19 protein-coding genes are annotated in these 17,351 nt (G+C 34.6%); 9 read left to right on the top strand and 10 right to left on the bottom strand.

The window, feature by feature from the left end; all coding sequences use genetic code 11:
- Nucleotides 1-125 precede the first annotated feature (125 nt).
- Nucleotides 126-1,745: a phosphoglycerate dehydrogenase gene (serA, locus tag EKG35_RS05445; RefSeq protein WP_126293444.1), complete on the bottom strand. Its 1,620-nt coding sequence runs from the start codon at nt 1,743-1,745 to the stop codon at nt 126-128.
- 751 nt (nt 1,746-2,496) lie between these two features.
- Between serA and EKG35_RS05440 the strand changes: the two genes are divergently transcribed.
- Nucleotides 2,497-4,143 (top strand): FAD-binding dehydrogenase, encoded by a 1,647-nt coding sequence (locus tag EKG35_RS05440; RefSeq protein WP_126293443.1) that lies wholly within the window; start codon nt 2,497-2,499, stop codon nt 4,141-4,143.
- Nucleotides 4,144-4,214: 71 nt separating this feature from the next.
- Nucleotides 4,215-4,997, top strand: a complete 783-nt coding sequence (locus EKG35_RS05435) for an enoyl-CoA hydratase (RefSeq protein ID WP_126293442.1) — start codon at nt 4,215-4,217, stop codon at nt 4,995-4,997.
- Between the two features lie 182 nt (nt 4,998-5,179).
- Here EKG35_RS05435 and EKG35_RS05430 read toward each other — a convergent pair whose 3' ends face one another.
- On the bottom strand, nt 5,180-5,365 hold the full coding sequence (locus EKG35_RS05430; protein ID WP_126293441.1) for a YhzD family protein: 186 nt from the start codon (nt 5,363-5,365) through the stop codon (nt 5,180-5,182).
- Between the two features lie 212 nt (nt 5,366-5,577).
- Here EKG35_RS05430 and yhaM point away from each other — a divergent pair, with 212 nt between their 5' ends.
- Together yhaM and EKG35_RS05420 are read left to right on the top strand one after the other, a co-directional pair.
- Complete coding sequence (yhaM, locus tag EKG35_RS05425) at nt 5,578-6,516, top strand: 3'-5' exoribonuclease YhaM (protein ID WP_126293440.1); 939 nt, start codon at nt 5,578-5,580, stop codon at nt 6,514-6,516.
- Between the two features lie 136 nt (nt 6,517-6,652).
- The gene (locus EKG35_RS05420; protein WP_246020203.1) at nt 6,653-6,982 is read left to right on the top strand and encodes a zinc ribbon domain-containing protein YjdM; all 330 of its coding nucleotides are present in this window, start codon (nt 6,653-6,655) and stop codon (nt 6,980-6,982) included.
- 108 nt (nt 6,983-7,090) lie between these two features.
- Here EKG35_RS05420 and EKG35_RS05415 read toward each other — a convergent pair whose 3' ends face one another.
- Nucleotides 7,091-7,993: a peptidylprolyl isomerase gene (locus tag EKG35_RS05415; RefSeq protein ID WP_126293438.1), complete on the bottom strand. Its 903-nt coding sequence runs from the start codon at nt 7,991-7,993 to the stop codon at nt 7,091-7,093.
- A 150-nt stretch (nt 7,994-8,143) separates the two neighbouring features.
- Between EKG35_RS05415 and EKG35_RS05410 the strand changes: the two genes are divergently transcribed.
- Nucleotides 8,144-8,251, top strand: coding sequence for a YjcZ family sporulation protein (locus EKG35_RS05410; protein ID WP_126293437.1), 108 nt, complete (start codon nt 8,144-8,146; stop codon nt 8,249-8,251).
- An 81-nt stretch (nt 8,252-8,332) separates the two neighbouring features.
- Here the strand turns inward: EKG35_RS05410 and EKG35_RS05405 are convergent, their stop codons facing one another.
- The 6 genes from EKG35_RS05405 to EKG35_RS05380 all read right to left on the bottom strand — a co-directional run bounded on the left by EKG35_RS05405 (nt 8,333) and on the right by EKG35_RS05380 (nt 11,821).
- Nucleotides 8,333-8,518 carry a hypothetical protein gene (locus EKG35_RS05405; protein ID WP_126293436.1) on the bottom strand — a complete coding sequence of 62 codons (186 nt, stop codon included), beginning with the start codon at nt 8,516-8,518 and terminating at the stop codon, nt 8,333-8,335.
- Between the two features lie 72 nt (nt 8,519-8,590).
- Nucleotides 8,591-9,133 (bottom strand): DUF3267 domain-containing protein, encoded by a 543-nt coding sequence (locus tag EKG35_RS05400; RefSeq protein WP_126293435.1) that lies wholly within the window; start codon nt 9,131-9,133, stop codon nt 8,591-8,593.
- A gap of 179 nt (nt 9,134-9,312) precedes the next feature.
- Nucleotides 9,313-9,873 (bottom strand): HTH-type transcriptional regulator Hpr, encoded by a 561-nt coding sequence (locus tag EKG35_RS05395; protein ID WP_185807654.1) that lies wholly within the window; start codon nt 9,871-9,873, stop codon nt 9,313-9,315.
- 175 nt (nt 9,874-10,048) lie between these two features.
- On the bottom strand, nt 10,049-10,426 hold the full coding sequence (locus EKG35_RS05390) for a YtxH domain-containing protein (protein ID WP_126293433.1): 378 nt from the start codon (nt 10,424-10,426) through the stop codon (nt 10,049-10,051).
- Nucleotides 10,427-10,647: 221 nt separating this feature from the next.
- A complete protein-coding gene (locus tag EKG35_RS05385; RefSeq protein WP_126293432.1) occupies nt 10,648-11,181 on the bottom strand; it encodes a tryptophan transporter in 534 nt (177 codons plus the stop codon).
- A gap of 214 nt (nt 11,182-11,395) precedes the next feature.
- On the bottom strand, nt 11,396-11,821 hold the full coding sequence (locus EKG35_RS05380; protein WP_126293431.1) for an HIT family protein: 426 nt from the start codon (nt 11,819-11,821) through the stop codon (nt 11,396-11,398).
- 105 nt (nt 11,822-11,926) lie between these two features.
- Between EKG35_RS05380 and EKG35_RS05375 the strand changes: the two genes are divergently transcribed.
- Both EKG35_RS05375 and EKG35_RS05370 read left to right on the top strand, forming a co-directional pair.
- Entirely contained in the window at nt 11,927-12,667 is a 741-nt protein-coding gene (locus tag EKG35_RS05375) for an ABC transporter ATP-binding protein (RefSeq protein WP_126293430.1), read from the top strand.
- The gene (locus tag EKG35_RS05370) at nt 12,660-13,856 is read left to right on the top strand and encodes an ABC transporter permease (protein WP_126293429.1); all 1,197 of its coding nucleotides are present in this window, start codon (nt 12,660-12,662) and stop codon (nt 13,854-13,856) included. Before EKG35_RS05375 ends, EKG35_RS05370 begins: the two co-directional genes overlap by 8 nt.
- Nucleotides 13,857-14,488: 632 nt before the next feature.
- Here the strand turns inward: EKG35_RS05370 and EKG35_RS05365 are convergent.
- Nucleotides 14,489-15,001, bottom strand: coding sequence for an antibiotic biosynthesis monooxygenase family protein (locus EKG35_RS05365; protein WP_126293428.1), 513 nt, complete (start codon nt 14,999-15,001; stop codon nt 14,489-14,491).
- 318 nt (nt 15,002-15,319) lie between these two features.
- Here EKG35_RS05365 and hemE point away from each other — a divergent pair, with 318 nt between their 5' ends.
- Together hemE and hemH are read left to right on the top strand one after the other, a co-directional pair.
- Nucleotides 15,320-16,369 (top strand): uroporphyrinogen decarboxylase, encoded by a 1,050-nt coding sequence (hemE, locus tag EKG35_RS05360; RefSeq protein WP_126293427.1) that lies wholly within the window; start codon nt 15,320-15,322, stop codon nt 16,367-16,369.
- 49 nt (nt 16,370-16,418) lie between these two features.
- Nucleotides 16,419-17,351 (top strand): ferrochelatase, encoded by a 933-nt coding sequence (hemH, locus tag EKG35_RS05355; protein WP_126293426.1) that lies wholly within the window; start codon nt 16,419-16,421, stop codon nt 17,349-17,351.

Genomic DNA, 17,351 nt, shown 5'->3' with positions numbered 1-17,351 from the left:
TCTTTGCATACATTTCATTTATTTTGCTCTTAGAAAGAAAATTTATGTATTCATACCAAACTTATTGAGCCAATAAAAAGAGAGCCAGCAATATATGCGTGGCTCTTAACCGATTTAATATAAAGTTATAATGTAATTGCTTTTACTTCATCAATATTTTCAAGTTGAGCAACATATTCCAAGTCTAATGCCGTAACTTCATTATCAATTGTAAGCATCATTACAGCTGTACCGCCTACTTGATCACGTCCTACTTGCATTGTTGCGATGTTAATCTCTTTTTCAGCCAGCTTTGTTGCTACACGCCCGATTGCACCTGGTTTGTCAGTGTTTTTAATGTATAATAAGTGACCTTGTGGAATCACGTCTACTACATAGTTTTCAACTTTTACGATACGAGCACCTAAACCATTCAGTAATGTACCAGCTACTGAATGCACTTCGTTTTCAGTTTTTACTTCAACTGTAATTAAGTTAGTGAAGCCTTTTGCTGTTGTTGTTTTATGTTCATTAATTTTAATGCCAACACGCTCAGATAAGTAGCGTGCATTCACATCGTTTACGTGTTCGCCATGGTTTTTCTTTAATAGCCCTTTTAATCCGTTTGCAGTTAGCGGGCGAACATCATAATTTGCAACTTCACCAGCATATGAAATGTTGATTTCTTTTACTGGGCCAGCAGTAACTTGAGATAAAAATGCTCCTAATTTTTCAGCTAATTCAAAGAATGGCTCTACTTGTGCAAGCAATTCTTTTGGAATTGACGGCATATTAACTGGGTTTGTTACAGTGCCTGTTTTGAAGAATTTAATAATGTCGTTAGAGACGTCAACTGCTACAGATTCTTGAGCTTCAATTGTTGACGCACCTAAATGTGGTGTAGCAATTACTTGCGGCAACGTTAATAGTTTGTGATCTGTTGCAGGCTCTTCAACGAATACGTCAAGGGCTGCACCTGCTACTTTTCCTTCTACGATTGCATCGTATAGGTCATCTTCGTTAATAATACCACCACGAGCACAGTTAATAATACGTACGCCATCTTTCATCATAGCGAATTTTTCTTTGTTAATTAAGTTGCGTGTTTCAGGTAATAATGGAGTATGCACTGTAATAAAATCTGCAGCTTCGCAAATTTCTTCAACTGTTGCTTTTGTTACGCCAAGTTCTTTCGCACGTTCTTCTGTTAAGAATGGGTCATATGCCATCACTTCCATACGTTGACCTTTAGCGCGGTAAGCAACTTCTGCACCGATACGGCCGAAACCAACAACACCTAAAGTTTTATTTTTAAGCTCAACCCCAACATAAGATTTACGATCCCACTTACCATTTTTTAATGAATTATAAGCTTGAGGAATGTGGCGAGCAAGAGACGTCATCATTGCAATTGTATGTTCTGCCGCAGAGTTTGTGTTTCCATCTGGTGCGTTAACTACGATGATCCCATGTTCAGTTGCAGCAGCTAAGTCGATATTATCAACACCAACACCCGCACGACCAATTAATTTTAAATTTTTAGCAGCTTCAATAATTTCACGAGTAACTTTTGTTTGGCTGCGTACAAGTAAAACATGTATGTCTTCGATTTTTGCGATTAATTGTTCTGCTGTAAGACCTGTATCTATAATGACATTTAAGTTTAGTCCAGTTTCCTGACGAAGAGGGAAAATACCATCTTCACTTAACGGGTCAGCGATAAATACGTTAATTACATTAGTTGCAGTTGTAGTTTTTGTTACCATTGATTAAAACTCTCCTTTAAAAATAATTTTTCCAAATAATTTTGATAATTTTGTACCTAAACCACTAGCTCATCTTGTGGAAAGGGTAATAAATATAAAAAGCCTTTCACTCCCTACAATTATGTAAGGGGCGAAAGGCTAACTTAACATTACTTACGCGGTACCACCCTTTTTCGTTGCTGAAATACAATAAATATTTCAAACAACCTCGAAAGCAAATGCGTAACGTGCATGATTCGGATATGGCATACTACAATTTCCGCCTATCAATTCGGGAGTGGAACTACAGTCATTGAAAACGCTGATTTACACCAACCATCAGCTCTCTTTAGATTCCAAATGAAGGAGCATGTCTCCGTCATAATATTTTTTCGTTGATTTAATTGTTAACATCATAATCCCAATTGTTCAGCTTTGTCAACAGATTTTAATAAAAAAATTAAAATTCCTTATGAAAACGCTTAAGTAAACGTTAAAAACACGAACATTAAACAATTTAAATGCGAATAAAGTTCGTATAATAGAGTTTTTCTAATTTTTCGAAAATGACTATCACGGTTGTGATTTCCTGTTGAGAAATCAGAATATTATAGCGATTATATCAAAAATTCTCGTTAGAAAAATGTTCAGTAACTTTGTGAATAAAGCGAATGATAGCTTTATAACATGAACAAAAAAATAACTTGCAATTAAAGGGAAATAAAAAGGGAATCAAGAAGTTTTATATTAACTTTTACAAAGGGGTGGAAGTGTGAAATATGATGTCATTATTGTTGGGGCTGGACTTGCGGGATTGACAGCGGCATGTGAGTTAATTGACGCAAATAAAAATGTATTAATTGTTGATCAAGAACCGGCAAATTCAATTGGTGGGCAAGCCTTTTGGTCATTTGGAGGATTATTTTTAGTTGATTCACCTGAACAGAGAAGACTTGGAATAAAAGACAGCAAAGAGCTGGCTTGGCAAGATTGGCTGGGAACTGCAGGGTTTGATCGATTAGATGATGAAGATAAATGGGGATATCAGTGGGCGAAGGCGTATGTTGATTTTGCAGCCGGTGAAAAGTACCAATGGTTAAAGTCGCTTGGAATTAAATTTTTTCCTGTTGTAGGTTGGGCAGAAAGAGGTGGCTCTTTGGCAGGAGGGCATGGAAACTCTGTTCCTCGTTTTCATATCGTATGGGGAACAGGCCCAGGACTTGTCGAGCCTTTTGCAAAAAAAGTAGAGCAAGCTGTAGAAGTTGGGAAAATTCAGTATAAACCACGGCATAAAGTGGATGAACTTCTTACAACGAATGGCTCAGTTGTCGGAATTCGAGGAAAAATTCTTGAAGAAAGCTCTATTCAACGTGGACAAGAAAGTTCCAGAGTAGAAATTTCTGATTTCGAATATTATGGAGATGCTGTCATTGTAGCAAGTGGAGGAATAGGAGCGAATTTAGAGCTTGTTCGAGAAAACTGGCCAACTAGACTTGGTACGCCGCCTAAAAGTATGGTATCGGGAGTGCCCGCTTATGTAGATGGAAGTATGTTAAAAATATCTGCAAATACTGGCGCGCGAATTGTAAATCGAGATCGCATGTGGCATTACACAGAAGGACTAAAAAATTGGAATCCGATTTGGAAAAACCATGGGATAAGAATATTACCCGGTCCATCATCTATGTGGTTTGACGCATTAGGAAACCGATTTAATGCACCTAACTTTCCGGGTTTTGATACATTAAGTACTTTAGAAGCGATACAAAAGACAGGTTATGAATATTCCTGGTTCATATTAACAGAAAAAATTATCGAAAAGGAATTTGCTTTATCTGGCTCTGAGCAAAATCCTGATCTTACAAATAAGAGTATAAAACAAATATTAAAACGTGTATTGCCAGGACCTCCAGTACCTGTGCAAGCATTTAAAGACCATGGTGAAGATTTTATCATTGCTGATAGTTTAAAAGATTTAGTGGATGGGATGAATAGACTTGCGGGCAATGAACTAATTGATTTTATTAAGATTAAGGATCAGATTCTTGCAAGAGATAGAGAGATGGATAATAAATTTACAAAAGATTTGCAAGTGATGGCAATTCAAAGTGCGAGAAATTATGTGGGAGATAAATTAATTCGAGTAGCTAAACCGCATAAATTACTTGCCCCTGAAAATGGTCCGCTTATTGCTGTTAGGCTAAATATTTTAACACGAAAAACGTTGGGTGGATTACAAACAAACTTAAATGGTCAAGTGCTTAATGAAGCTGGAGAACCAATTCAAGGATTATTTGCTGCGGGAGAGGTGAGTGGATTTGGTGGAGGCGGTGTTCATGGTTACAGATCGTTAGAGGGTACTTTTGTTGGAGGATGCCTGTTTACAGGAAGACAAGTTGGGAAATATTTAAGTAAATAAAGGAAAAGTGAAACAAGAAATTGAATATAGTTACTGAATGAACGTTCATTAATTAATTGGGGGTGGTCTTTGTGGCATATGAAACGATAAAAGTTGATATTGCAGATAGACGTGCAACTTTAACGTTTAACAGACCGAAAATAGCAAATGCAATGAATTTATTAATGATGCAGGAGTTAGCTGATTGTTTTGAGTTTTTGAAGGACAATCCAGAAGTTCAAATTTTAGTAATAAAGGGAGAAGGAAAAATATTCTCAGCTGGTGGAGACATCAAAATGATGATGACATCAGGAGATCCAGTCGACTTTGAAATTATTATGGGTTACATAACTCGAATGGTACTGGCTTTATACCAACTGCCGATGGTGACGGTAGCTCAAATACAAGGTGCTGCAGCAGGGTTAGGATTTAGTTTGGCACTTGGGTGCGATGTAATTGTTGTAGAAGAAAATAGTAAGCTTGCAATGAATTTTATCGGTATTGGACTTGTCCCAGATGGCGGTGGTCACTTCTTTATGAAAGAGCGAGTAGGTATAACTAAGGCAAAGCAATTAATTTGGCAAGGCAACATTATGGAACCAAAAGAAGCTTTAGATTTAGGATTAATTGATCAAATTGTTGAAAAAGGGGAGATGGAAGCTACGGTAGACCAGATAGTTGGTAAATTCCTTGCGTCTCCTATTTTAGCGGTACTTGAAACTAAAGCAATTTTGCATGCCCAAAAGCTGCCAGAGCTTAAAAAAGTTTTGGAAATGGAAGCAGCTGCTCAATCGAGAATGAGAAAAACAGATGATCACTTGGAAGGAATTAAAGCCTTTATAGAAAAACGTACACAGCAATTTAAAGGTAAATAAAAAATCGAGGCGGTTCGAAAATTTGGATCGCCTCGATTTTTGAATTTATATCGTATTATATTTCATTTGTGAAGTTACCGCCCTGATTAACAATATCGCCCATGTTTGTGAAGTTACCGTCCTGATTAACAATATCGCCCATGTTTGTGAAGTTATCGCCCTAATTTATGACAATATCGCTCTTAAATATGAAATAGAATAAGCTTCCCTGAAGAATTCACAAGTCGATGGGTTTTATCGGCTACTGCCATTTCTTCAATTTTTTTTTGTCCTTCTACTTTTGCCAGTGCTTCGCTTTCAAAAGTCCATACTTCATCGAATAAAACTTCCCCTGTTTTTTCAAATGCTGTAAAACGATAATTCTCCATAGTATCCAACCCCTTTAGATAGAAGATATTAACATTATACATAATATATTGAGATAATTCATGAAAAATATCGATTTATCGATGTATTAAAGGAATATTAGTTTTATATAGAGTTCATTATGTTTTCAATCGTTTCAGTTGTGTTCCCATGTTACAATAGAATTAAGAAAAAGAGAATAAAAAGTAATAAACGAATAAAGGAGTGTTTGCTTATGAAAGGAATTACACAACTCCAAGCGGGTGAGCCAGTTAATCAGTTTCTATTAATTAAACAAGCTATAAAAGGAGTTACAACAGTAGGAAAACCTTTCATGACACTCATCTTACAAGATAAGAGTGGGGATATAGAGGCGAAGCTTTGGGATACAAATGAAGAGCATGAAAAAATTTACCAACCAGAAGTAATTGTCCATATTGGTGGAGAAATTCATGACTATAGGGGAAAAAATCAACTTCGCATTAAGCAAATAAGAGTTGCGAAGGCTGATGAAGGAATTCAAATTAATGATTTATTGCCTTCTTCTACTACCCCTAAAGAGGAACTTTTTGAGGAGTTAACACAATTTTTCTTTGAAATTAAGAATCCTAGTATTTCTAGAATTACTAGATATTTAATTAAAAAGCATCAACCTGAGCTAATAGTTTTTCCAGCTGCATCTAAAAACCACCATGATTATGCTTCAGGTTTGCTCGATCATGTTGTATCAATGCTGCGGCTTGGAAAGACGATTTGTGACTTATATCCGTCCTTAAACCGTGATTTAATTTATGCCGGAATAATTCTGCACGATGTAGGTAAGGTAAAGGAACTTACAGGCCCTATTGCAACTTCTTATACAGTAGAGGGTAATTTATTAGGCCATATTTCAATTATGGTGGATGAGATAGGTCAAGCAGCAAAAGAGTTGGGTATTGAAGGTGAGGAAGTAGTAGTATTAAAACACATTGTTCTTTCTCATCATGGTAAAGAAGAATGGGGAAGCCCGAAAAAGCCAATGATTCAAGAGGCTGAAATTCTTCATTACATTGATAATATTGATGCAAAAATGAATATGTTAACAAGAGCATTGTCAAAAACTAAACCTGGCGAATTTACAGAAAGATTATTTGCATTAGACAATCGTTCATTCTATAAGCCAACGTTTGAATAAATAATTTTGAAGGCATCCCAAAGTTGGGGTGTCTCTTTTTTGATTACATACGCTTTGGCGGTCTATAAATTAAAAAGATTGAAAAGTAATATAACCTTATATATACTTTTATAAATGGAAAATGGAGGATATAAAATTGAATTTACCAAATTGCCTGAAATGTAACTCACAATATACGTATCAAGATGGAGAGCTTTTCATTTGTCCAGAATGTGCATATGAATGGACAGTAGATGAGCAGGTTGAAGAAGGTTTAGTTGTTAAAGATGCAAATGGCAATATTTTAGTAGATGGCGACGCGGTTGTGGTTATGAAGGATTTAAAAGTAAAAGGGAGTTCATCTACTTTGAAAATAGGGACGAAGGTAAAAAATATTCGATTGGTTGAAGGAGATCACAATATTGATTGTAAGATTGATGGGTTTGGTGCAATGAAATTAAAATCAGAGTTTGTAAAGAAAGCTTAAATAAAGAATACAAGTATCATAAACGCAAAACCCTATGCTACTGGGATTATTCAGAACAAAACACACCGCATAAAAGTTACACGGTGTGTTTTGTTTATTATTATTTTATTATTTAGCTTCTTCTTTAGTCTCTTCTTTTGAATCTTCTTTAGCTCCGTCAGAATCTGATGATGTTGTGTAGTGATCTAAAGCTGCTTTTAAGTCTTCATCTTTAATATCGATATCAGCTTCTTTTACTAACTCTTTGATTTTTGCATTCCAGTCGCCTTTAGTAGCTGCAATTGCTTCTTTAATTTCATCTTTTTTCTCTTCTAAAGTGCCGTAATCTTTAACTTCACGCTTGTCCGTAACTTGGATAATATGGTAGCCGAATTGTGATTTTACTGGTTCACTAATTTCATTAACTTCTAATGCATAAGCAGCATCGTTAAATTCTGGAACCATTGAGCCAACAGTAAACCAACCAAGTTCTCCGCCGTTAGAAGCTGATCCATCTTGAGAATATTCTTCCGCTAATTTAGCGAAGTCTCCACCATTGTTAAGCTTCTCAACTACTTCATTTGCAGTTTCTTCATCTGCAACTAAAATATGACGGGCATTTAATTCATATTTACCTTGTTCATAGTAGTTTTTAATTTCTTCGTCTGTTACTTCAACATCTTTTGTAGCTTTTTCTTGTAGAAGTGAGAAACGTACATTATCCTTGAATGCACTTTCAGTTAGGCCGTTTGCTTCTAATACTGATTGGAAAGAGTCACCATATTGTTCTTTAACAGTATTGAATTGTTCTTCCACTTCTTCATCTGTTACTTCATAGTTATTTTCAAGAATTTGTTCAATGACTACTTGTTCTAATAATGCATTCCCAGCAAGGTTTTTTATGTCTTCATAAAATTGATCTTTTGTAATATCGCCATACGTTGTTGATACAACTACTTCATCGCCCGAGTTACATGCAGCTAGTGCGAAGACAGAAGTAGCAAGTGTTAATGCTAATAATGGTTTTTTCATCGGTATAATACTCTCCTAACATCATTTAAAATCAGTTAAATCAATAGTAACTATAACATAAACGATTAAAAAACAAAATGGTTGCATGTTCGTTTGCCTAGGTACCAATAACACGGGTGCATAATATAGACTTTGAAAGGGGGTGTCGTGATGGGAGGCAACTACGGTGGTGGCGAATACGGCCATGGTAATGGATTTGCGTTATTAGTTGTATTGTTCATCTTATTAATTATTGTTGGTGCAGCGTTCATCTACTAATATTTAACAAGTATAAATACAACTGGGAGCTAAAGGCAAACGCCTTTAGCTCTTTTTATTGTTCGAATTGCGATTCGAAACTTACATAGCGAAGGATACTTCAATATAAAAGGAAACTAATAGAATAGTTATAAGTACATTAATTGTACGGAATATTTTTTCATGTTTTTCTTCTGGTATTTCTTTCTGTATAACAAGTGCATATGTCATACGATTAATTTGAAATAAATAAAACACCGAGAATAGCACTACAACTAGAAGTAGCAAGTCTATTCCTCCCCTCTTTCACTTCCTTTAAGGATAACAAAAAAAGTTAAAATAATACAAGCAAATACACTTTTATAGCGCAGGCGGAACTAAAATTTCGTACCCTTTTGGAGTTTCTTCAATTACCGAGTTTTTTGGTGCAAGTATTAAATTTTTAACATATAGTATGTCGATTAAGCAAATACTACAATGATACGAAAGCAATAAACATATATAATGTGTAAATTGCGGGTAAGCTAATAAGAGAATAACTAATATGCAATTTATTAAAATAAATGGTGCAAGTAATGTTAATATATAACGTCTTTTTGGAATTAATGTCTTAATACGCATACGGATAATTGGGATAAATTTATGATCAATTCGGATGCGTAGTTTTACAGATTTTCTATATTCGAATAATGAAAAATAATGGACAACTTTATGAAATGGATAAAGTAGGATGACGGATATAGAAAAAAGCCAAAAATAATCATCCCGGTAAAGGGTAGGGTGTATCCGATCAAATAATACAAATGAAAATGAAAACACGATGACAAATAAAGTTACAGACATAATTGATAGCCATGCTGTTCCATATTCCGTTTTAATGTTAATTGTTTTCCAGCAATGCAAATTTGATAACCCCTTTAACGAGTGATAGTGAAAATATTGTATATGAAAAAAAGGTGAAATACTATACTTTTAAAACAAACAATTCAGGAAAAAGAAAAAGAGTGTATCGCTACACTCATAGTAATCCTTGACATTTTGTAAATTATTCATTCACCTAGTAAGTTTATCAAGTAATTTATTTATCTTTTAACACTAACTGTGTCAGCCTCTTCAACTAAAGATTCTTTAAAGTTTTTGAATGATCGTTCAAAGATTTCGATAAAATCTTCACCATAAATGTTTCGAATTACGGCCATCACATCTAAAAACTCTGGGAATCTACCATATAATTCTTTTAATGCTAGTGAGCCTTCAAGGATTGAATGATGTGTATCGTAATAATGATCATACATAAGTAAAATAAGCTCGGTACCTTTTTCTGTGAGTTCGACATATGTATTGCGTTTGTCGTCATCACGTTTTGAAAACTTCAATAAGCCTCTTTCTTCTAGCTTTTTCGAAAAATTGAAAGCGGTTGAAACATGCATTACGCCAAATCTCGCAACATCTGAAATAGATGCGCCCTTTAAATGGTATGAGATCCATAAAATGTGATGTTCATTGATGTTTAAATCATAAGGTTTAATCCATTGTTGCCAGTCTTTTTCTACAGCTTTCCAAAGTGCTTTTGACAATTGAGCAATTCTTTGACTATAAAGCATTGCTTCCTTCATTGTGTATGTTTCATCAGACAAAGCAATCACCTTCTTCTTTCATTAACATTATGAAAATATTATAGCAATAAAAGAAAAAAGTTTAAAGTTAGAAAAATTAAATAATTGGAAGTTGCCTAAAAAATGCCATAAATTACTTAAAAATGATTGAAAATTACTTAATGAAACGATATTTTTTAGGTAATTTTGAGTATAAATCTATCTATTCATTTTTCTTTTTATTATTTATTTCTGAAAGATTATTCTCGATTTCTGTAATGGTTTTCTGCAATCCTGCTATTTCTTCTTTTAACTTTAATGTTTCAGGTTCGATTTCATCCCTGAAATTGGTAATAGAATATTTTAAGTCATTAATTATTTTTGGTATATTATTTTTCGCTTCATATTTTAATGTCGAAAAAGACTCTTTTAATGATTGTGAATGCACTTTCATTTCTTTTAAAGTCGTCTTTGTTTTTTTTGCATTTGAAACGATATTCGAACGGATCTGCTGTCCAGATTGTGGTGTTGTCAATAAAATTGCTGCGATTCCTCCAATAACTCCTGTTGATAATCCGATTAAAAATGGTTTTCCGCGCATATTAGTCATCTCCTTATTTTACTTGTATAGTTATTACTTAATATGGGATAGGTAATCACTTTCTATTTAAAAAATTTTACTATTCTTAAACTTATTAAACCATGAAAAGGCAAATTAAAAAAGCTGAAGTGGCTGTTAAAAATGCTATAAGGAAATTCGTTTAAAGCCAAAAAAATAAGTGTAGACAAAGTCATATGAAAGACTTTGTCTACACTAACTAACTACGCTTGTGAAACCGATGTGTTGAAGTTCGAGCGTTTTAATAGACTTGTGATAATTGGGTAGATGATGATAAATGCAACAGCATTTAAAACAACAGCCGGTAATACTACAGTTGCGAAAAGTACACCAAAAGCAGCATCGCCAGGTAAACCTACTAATACTAGTGCCATAGATAGGAAAGTTACTCCAGAAAGAAGTGTTCCTAAGCAAACTAATACAGTTCCAACTGCAACCTTTTGTGCGGCATGTCGTAATAAAACAACAACAACAAAAAAGATTATGCCTGTAACAACTTTATCAATTATATTTGGTACAAATCCACCAGGGAATGATGAAAATAATCCGGAAAGGACACCAGTCGTAATTGCTAATAAAAATGTTTCTTTAAATGTAGGGAATAATAATATTCCGATAAACATCATTGTTAGCATAAAGTCCGGTTTCATCCCCTCACCGTAGCCTGGGATAATTAGATAAAGCGCAGCTCCTACACCAACTAAAAGCGCCATTAAAACAAGATTCTTTGTATTCAATTCAAATCTCTCCTCTGCAGTTCTATGCTCATCCATTTCCCAACGTGCACTCTTTGCCGTTAGCGAAACTTACATATGATTTTAATTGTAAAATAAATAATTTGCAACCTCATGTAATAGAATAGAAAAAACATAGTTTCATATTCTTTAAAGAGAGATGTTTCATAGTTGAATCTTTGCTGAAATTTATAGTATTTTCGGTTAATTCAAGATACTAAGCATTTAATTTATCATGAATTTGTGCAGCAATTGATTGTAATGCTTCAGGTGTAAATTCGTTTTGTTTTGTTTCCCATTTTACTTTTAGTCCATCATTTTCATCGTAGCGTGGTATAAAATGTAAGTGGTAGTGGAAAACAGTTTGTCCGGCAAACGCATCATTATTATTTAATGTATTCATACCAGCAGGGTTAAATGCCGATTTAATTGCATTAGCGATTTTTGGTGCAGCTCCATATAGATTTTTTGCTACTTCCTCTGGCATTTCAAAAAGATCTTTTACATGTTGTTTTGGAATTAATAAAGTATGACCTTTCGTTAAAGGTGCAACATCCATGAAAGCATAGACGTTCTCATCTTCATAGACTTTCACGCTTGGAATAGTACCATCAATAATCTTGCAAAAAATGCAATCGCTCATAGGAAACATCCTTTCAAACAAGTTTTAATTTATTTTAACATATGACAACTGATTCCATTCGCATTTTTTGTTAAACTGTAGAAAGAATAGGAGTGACGTTAAAAAATGACATTGTTACAACTAACTGATGTTACAGGCGGCTATACGAGAAAACCAGTAATTAAAGATTTATCTTTTTCTATAGAAAAAGGAGAGCTAGTTGGATTAATTGGTTTAAATGGTGCGGGAAAAAGTACAACGATAAAGCATATTATCGGTACACTCCTTCCACAACGAGGAGAAATTCGATTAAATGGCGTAACGTTAAATGAAAATATTGATTTATATCGATCATCATTTTCTTATATACCTGAAACGCCAGTATTATATGATGAATTAACTTTAAAAGAGCACCTTGAATTAACTGCAATGGCTTATGGAATAGATGAAAATACACTAAAAAATCGTTCACAGGAATTACTAAAGGAATTCAGAATGGAGAAGCGTCTTAATTGGTTTCCTTCGCATTTTTCAAAAGGAATGCGTCAAAAAGTAATGATAATGTGTGCGTTCCTAGTTAATCCTCAGCTTTATATTATTGATGAGCCGTTTGTCGGCCTTGATCCTCTTGGTATTCAGTCTTTGCTTGATCAAGTGGATGAGAAGAAAAAGGAAGGCGCTTCAATTTTAATGTCCACGCATATTTTATCGACTGCTGAAAAGCATTGTGACCGAATTATTTTATTGCATGAAGGACAAGTTCGTGCACAAGGGACGATGGATGATTTAAGAAAAAGCTTTAATATGCCAAATGCTACATTAGATGATTTATATATCGCAATGACCGAGGAGACCTATAATGAATAATTTGCAGGAAGTTTGGTCAAAACGATTTAATCACTATATAAATGAAGTGCAAAAATATATGCGCTTTGTTTTCACAGGGCATTTGGCGCTCGTACTAGTCTTTGTCATTGGTGCGGTTGGATATCAATATAGTGAGTGGTTAAAAGTTGTTTCTGATGCGTTTCCTGGTGAATGGGTTGTAGCGGCTATTGTCGGCCTTATTTTAGCATTCAGTCGTCCTGTTACGTTATTGCGAGAACCTGACCAAGTGTATTTATTACCTTTGGAATCTAAAATGTCCTATTTCTTTAATAGAGCGCTCAACTGGACATTTTGGTCTCAAGTAGGACTTGCGGTTGTTGTTTACATTATAGGTATCCCATTATTAAATACAGTAACAGAGCTATCCTCTACATTTATTTGGCTGGGGCTAGCTGTGGTCGTTATTTTAAAATATTTGAATGTGCAAATTGAATTTAATTATCGCTATTGCAATCGAGGGAGCAATACGTTTGTAGATCGAATTGTTAGAGTAGTCATTTCAATACTAACAGTTCAAGCGATGCTCTCTTCTAATTTTGCATTGGCTATTATTTTTGTAGTGTTATTGATTTTCTATAATAGCTCGTTGAAAAGAAGGGTTAAGGTACAGCCAGTGCCTTATGAGCATTTTGTAAAATTAGAACAAAACCGTATGATGGGGTTCTATCGCTTTGCAAACTACTTTACTGATGTACCACATTTACGGGGGTCAATTCGACGTCGTGGCTGGCTAAACTTTGTTTATAATTTAATACCATATAAAAAAGAAAATGCTCATAATTATTTAGTGTTCAGAACGTTTATCCGCACAGATGACCATTTTTATCTCTGGGTTCGCTTAACGTTTATCTCTGGGGTGATAGCAATTTTTGTCAATATTCCAATTGTTATATGGGTTGTAGCCGGTGCTTTATCCTTTGCAACAACGCTTCAATTAAAATATGCGCTGCTGTCATCTTCAGACTTTCGAATGGATAGGCTTTATCCAATTGATAGCAATCTTAGAAAAAAAGCTGTTCAAAAAGTATTACGCATTTTTATGGTAGTACAAGCATTCATTGTTCTAATTTGTGCTATTGAACAACCATTATTTTTTGTACCTGCGATTGTTGTTATATTAATAAGTGAAATAACATTTATAATGTCTAAAGATCCTTCACGTGAATAAAAAAGTGCTGTAGAAGCAAGTATGTTAAATTGCTTTTACGGCACTTTTATTTTTTTAGTTTAAATAGATTTGCGTAAAAACAAGTAGAAACCGCATGAAAAATAAACCCGCGTAAATATGAATGGAAATCGCGTAAAAATAGGGCGGACCCGCGTAAATAATTGAGAAAACCGCGTAAATAAGTGAGGAAAAACCGCGTAAAAAAATAAATCCGCGTAAAAATGAGTGGAAATCGCGTAAAAATAGGGCGGACCCGCGTAAATAATTGAGGAAACCGCGTAAAAAAGCGAGAAAACCGCGTAAAAAAATAAACCCGCGTAAAAATGAGTGGAAATCGCGTAAAAATAGGGCGAACCCGCGTAAATAATAGAGTAAACCGCGTAAAAAAGCACGGCAACCGCGTAAAAAAATAAATCCGCGTAAATAATTGAGCAAACCGCGTAAAAAAGTGAGAAAACCGCGTAAAAAAATAAACCCATATAAATATGAATAAAAACCATATGAAAAGTTCCGAACCCGTGTTAAATAACAGCTCCTTTGAAGAAAAAACAGCATGTAAAATCTTATAATAAAACAGTACAATTCAGCACGATGCCCAATTGTACTGTTCTTACAGTTAAAATAACTTTTATTTATTCTTCAGATACCTTCCCAGAATAGGTAGTAATATAACTTGCTGCATTGAAAATATTTTGTTTTTTAACGCCGGGAGCTGAATCGGGTTTACTATGGGCATTTTTAAAAGACTGAGAGTTATTCCAAGCTTCATATGAATTCGGACCAGTCCATTGAGTTAGTACGATGTATGTGTCTGAATCGAGTGGACGCAAAAGGCGAAATGCGATAAATCCTGGTTCATTTTCGATTGCACGGGCACGATTTAAAAAACGTTGTTCAAATATAGGCCTGCCTTCATCCGATACAGGTATATTATTTAAAACAAAATAGCCTCTTTGTTCAAGAACGTTTACTTGATCGATTACTTCGTATTTGCGAGGTGTAGCAAATAGTGATTTTTTTTCTGATTCATGAAGAAGCACAGAATTGCCTGAACCGTGTAATATAATCATATTTTCCTTCTCAACATACTTCTTGCGCATCTTCTCCATATAATCTGCTGTTCCTGAAGTTATATATACAAACATCTTTTAGTAAGCCCCTCTCTAGTTAGATTTTACAATTATATAATTTTATTTAAAGAATAATACTATTTTCTGTCAAAAAATAATGATTAAAAATTTTGCATTAACGAACAATTTTATGACATTTGGTCGATAAAACTATACAATACAAACGCAAAAGTATATATTTGAAAACGGATATCAATGAACAAACACTATATTAAAAGCTTATTCTGTATAGAATTGCCTATACTGAATAAAAACATGCCTTTGTAAATTTATAGCAAAATTTTTGTAAATAGTTTAACAGAGGGCTTATTAATTCGAGGGGAAGGTACAAAAATGAAAGCGATTAATGATACATTATTGCGAGCAGCTAGAGGAGAACGTACTGAATACACACCAGTTTGGTATATGCGCCAAGCTGGACGTTCACAACCCGAATATAGAAAAATTAAAGAAAAATATTCACTTGAGGAAATTACACATCAGCCTGAGCTGTGTGCATATGTAACGAGATTACCGGTAGAAAACTATGATGTTGACGCTGCAATTCTTTATAAAGATATTGTGACACCTCTACCAGGTATTGGCGTTGATGTGAAAATTAAAGCTGGTGTTGGACCTGTTATTTCAAATCCTATTCGTTCAGCAGCAGACGTTGAAAAGCTTGGTCAATTTAATGCGAAAGAACATACTCCATATGTTCTAGAAACAATTAAACTTTTAACTGAAGAACAATTAAATGTACCATTAATTGGCTTTGCAGGAGCACCTTTCACTTTGGCTAGCTATATGATCGAAGGCGGCCCATCAAGAAATTACAATAAAACGAAATCATTCATGGTTTCACAGCCGCAAGCGTGGTTCGCATTAATGGATAAATTAGGAGATATGATAATTTCCGACATTACAGCTCAAGTTGAAGCTGGTGCAAAAGCAATTCAAGTATTCGACTCTTGGGTTGGTGCCTTAAATGTTGAGGATTATCGTGTATTTATTAAACCGATTATGACTCGGATTTTTGCAGAACTACGAAAGGAAAACGTTCCTTTAATTCAATTTGGTGTTGGTGCAAGCCATTTAGTAAATGAATGGAATGACCTTCCAATTGATGTAGTTGGACTAGATTGGCGCATGCCTATACGAAAAGCACGCGAATTAGGTGTAAATAAAGCTGTACAGGGCAACCTTGATCCATCATTGCTTTTAGCAGATTGGTCTGTAATTGAGCAACGTACGAAAAATATTATCGATCAAGGGTTGGAAGTACCTGGCCACATCTTTAACCTAGGTCATGGGGTTTTCCCAGAAGTAAATCCTGATGTATTAAAACGTCTTACTACACTTATCCATGAATACAGTCGTCAACAAATAGGTCAAATGGATTAATGTGTTAATATAATTTAGTGAAATTGTAAAAAAATTTGAGGTGAAATTTATGAAACCCGTACGTGGATTATTAGTGATGGCATATGGCACTCCATATAAAGAAGAAGATATTGAAAGATACTATACACACATTCGTCATGGACGCAAACCTTCAGAAGAGCATTTAGAAGATTTAAAAAGCCGTTATAAGGCAATTGGTGGGCTTTCTCCACTTGCAAAAATGACGCAATTACAAGCTGAAACTCTTTGTAAACGTTTAAATGAAGTACAAAATGAAGTTGAATATAAAGTATTTATCGGTTTAAAACATATTGAACCTTTTATTGAAGATGCTGTGGAAGCTATGGTTAAAGAAGGAATTGAAGAAGCGGTATCGATTGTTTTAGCACCGCACTTCTCAACTTTCTCAATCAAATCATATAATGGCCGTGCGCAGGAAATGATTGAAAAATTAGGCAGCTCGATGAAGCTAACTTCAGTTGAAGCTTGGTACAATGAGCCGAAGTTTATTGAGTACTGGAAACAGGTGGTAAACAATGCGTTTGCTGAAATGTCTGAGGAAGAGCGCGAAAAAGCATGCTTAATCGTTTCGAATCATTCATTACCAGAGAAAATTAAAGCTGCAGGAGATCCATATGAGGAACAATTAATTGAAACTGCACGTTTAATTCAGCAAGCTACTGGGGTAAAAAATGTTGAAGTTGGTTGGCAATCAGCTGGACAAACACCAGAACCTTGGCTTGGTCCAGACGTTCAAGATTTAACTCGTGAGCTTTATGAAGAAAAAGGATTCCGTTCATTCGTATATATTCCTGTCGGCTTTGTAACAGAACATTTAGAAGTACTATATGATAACGATTATGAATGTAAAGTTGTTTGTGAAGAACTTGGGGCAAATTACAGACGACCACCAATGCCAAATACACATCCATTATTTATAGATGCAATGGTAGATGCGATTAATAAAAAGTTAGCGAACTAA

Origin of the sequence: Lysinibacillus telephonicus, from assembly GCF_003966145.1 — a bacterium.
Classification (GTDB): domain Bacteria; phylum Bacillota; class Bacilli; order Bacillales_A; family Planococcaceae; genus Ureibacillus; species Ureibacillus telephonicus.
This window is presented reverse-complemented; position numbering and strand designations above follow the sequence as displayed.

Excerpts from the sequence above, each read along its gene's own strand:
- serA (WP_126293444.1), bottom strand. The coding sequence starts at position 1,745 with ATGGTAACAAAAACTACAACTGCAACTAATGTAATTAACGTATTTATC.
- EKG35_RS05430 (WP_126293441.1), bottom strand. The coding sequence starts at position 5,365 with ATGGAGAATTATCGTTTTACAGCATTTGAAAAAACAGGGGAAGTTTTA.
- yhaM (WP_126293440.1), top strand. The coding sequence starts at position 5,578 with ATGAAAGGAATTACACAACTCCAAGCGGGTGAGCCAGTTAATCAGTTT.
- EKG35_RS05415 (WP_126293438.1), bottom strand. The coding sequence starts at position 7,993 with ATGAAAAAACCATTATTAGCATTAACACTTGCTACTTCTGTCTTCGCA.
- EKG35_RS05410 (WP_126293437.1), top strand. The coding sequence starts at position 8,144 with ATGGGAGGCAACTACGGTGGTGGCGAATACGGCCATGGTAATGGATTT.
- EKG35_RS05390 (WP_126293433.1), bottom strand. The coding sequence starts at position 10,426 with ATGCGCGGAAAACCATTTTTAATCGGATTATCAACAGGAGTTATTGGA.
- EKG35_RS05380 (WP_126293431.1), bottom strand. The coding sequence starts at position 11,821 with ATGAGCGATTGCATTTTTTGCAAGATTATTGATGGTACTATTCCAAGC.
- EKG35_RS05375 (WP_126293430.1), top strand. The coding sequence starts at position 11,927 with ATGACATTGTTACAACTAACTGATGTTACAGGCGGCTATACGAGAAAA.
- EKG35_RS05370 (WP_126293429.1), top strand. The coding sequence starts at position 12,660 with ATGAATAATTTGCAGGAAGTTTGGTCAAAACGATTTAATCACTATATA.
- EKG35_RS05365 (WP_126293428.1), bottom strand. The coding sequence starts at position 15,001 with ATGTTTGTATATATAACTTCAGGAACAGCAGATTATATGGAGAAGATG.
- hemE (WP_126293427.1), top strand. The coding sequence starts at position 15,320 with ATGAAAGCGATTAATGATACATTATTGCGAGCAGCTAGAGGAGAACGT.
- hemH (WP_126293426.1), top strand. The coding sequence starts at position 16,419 with ATGAAACCCGTACGTGGATTATTAGTGATGGCATATGGCACTCCATAT.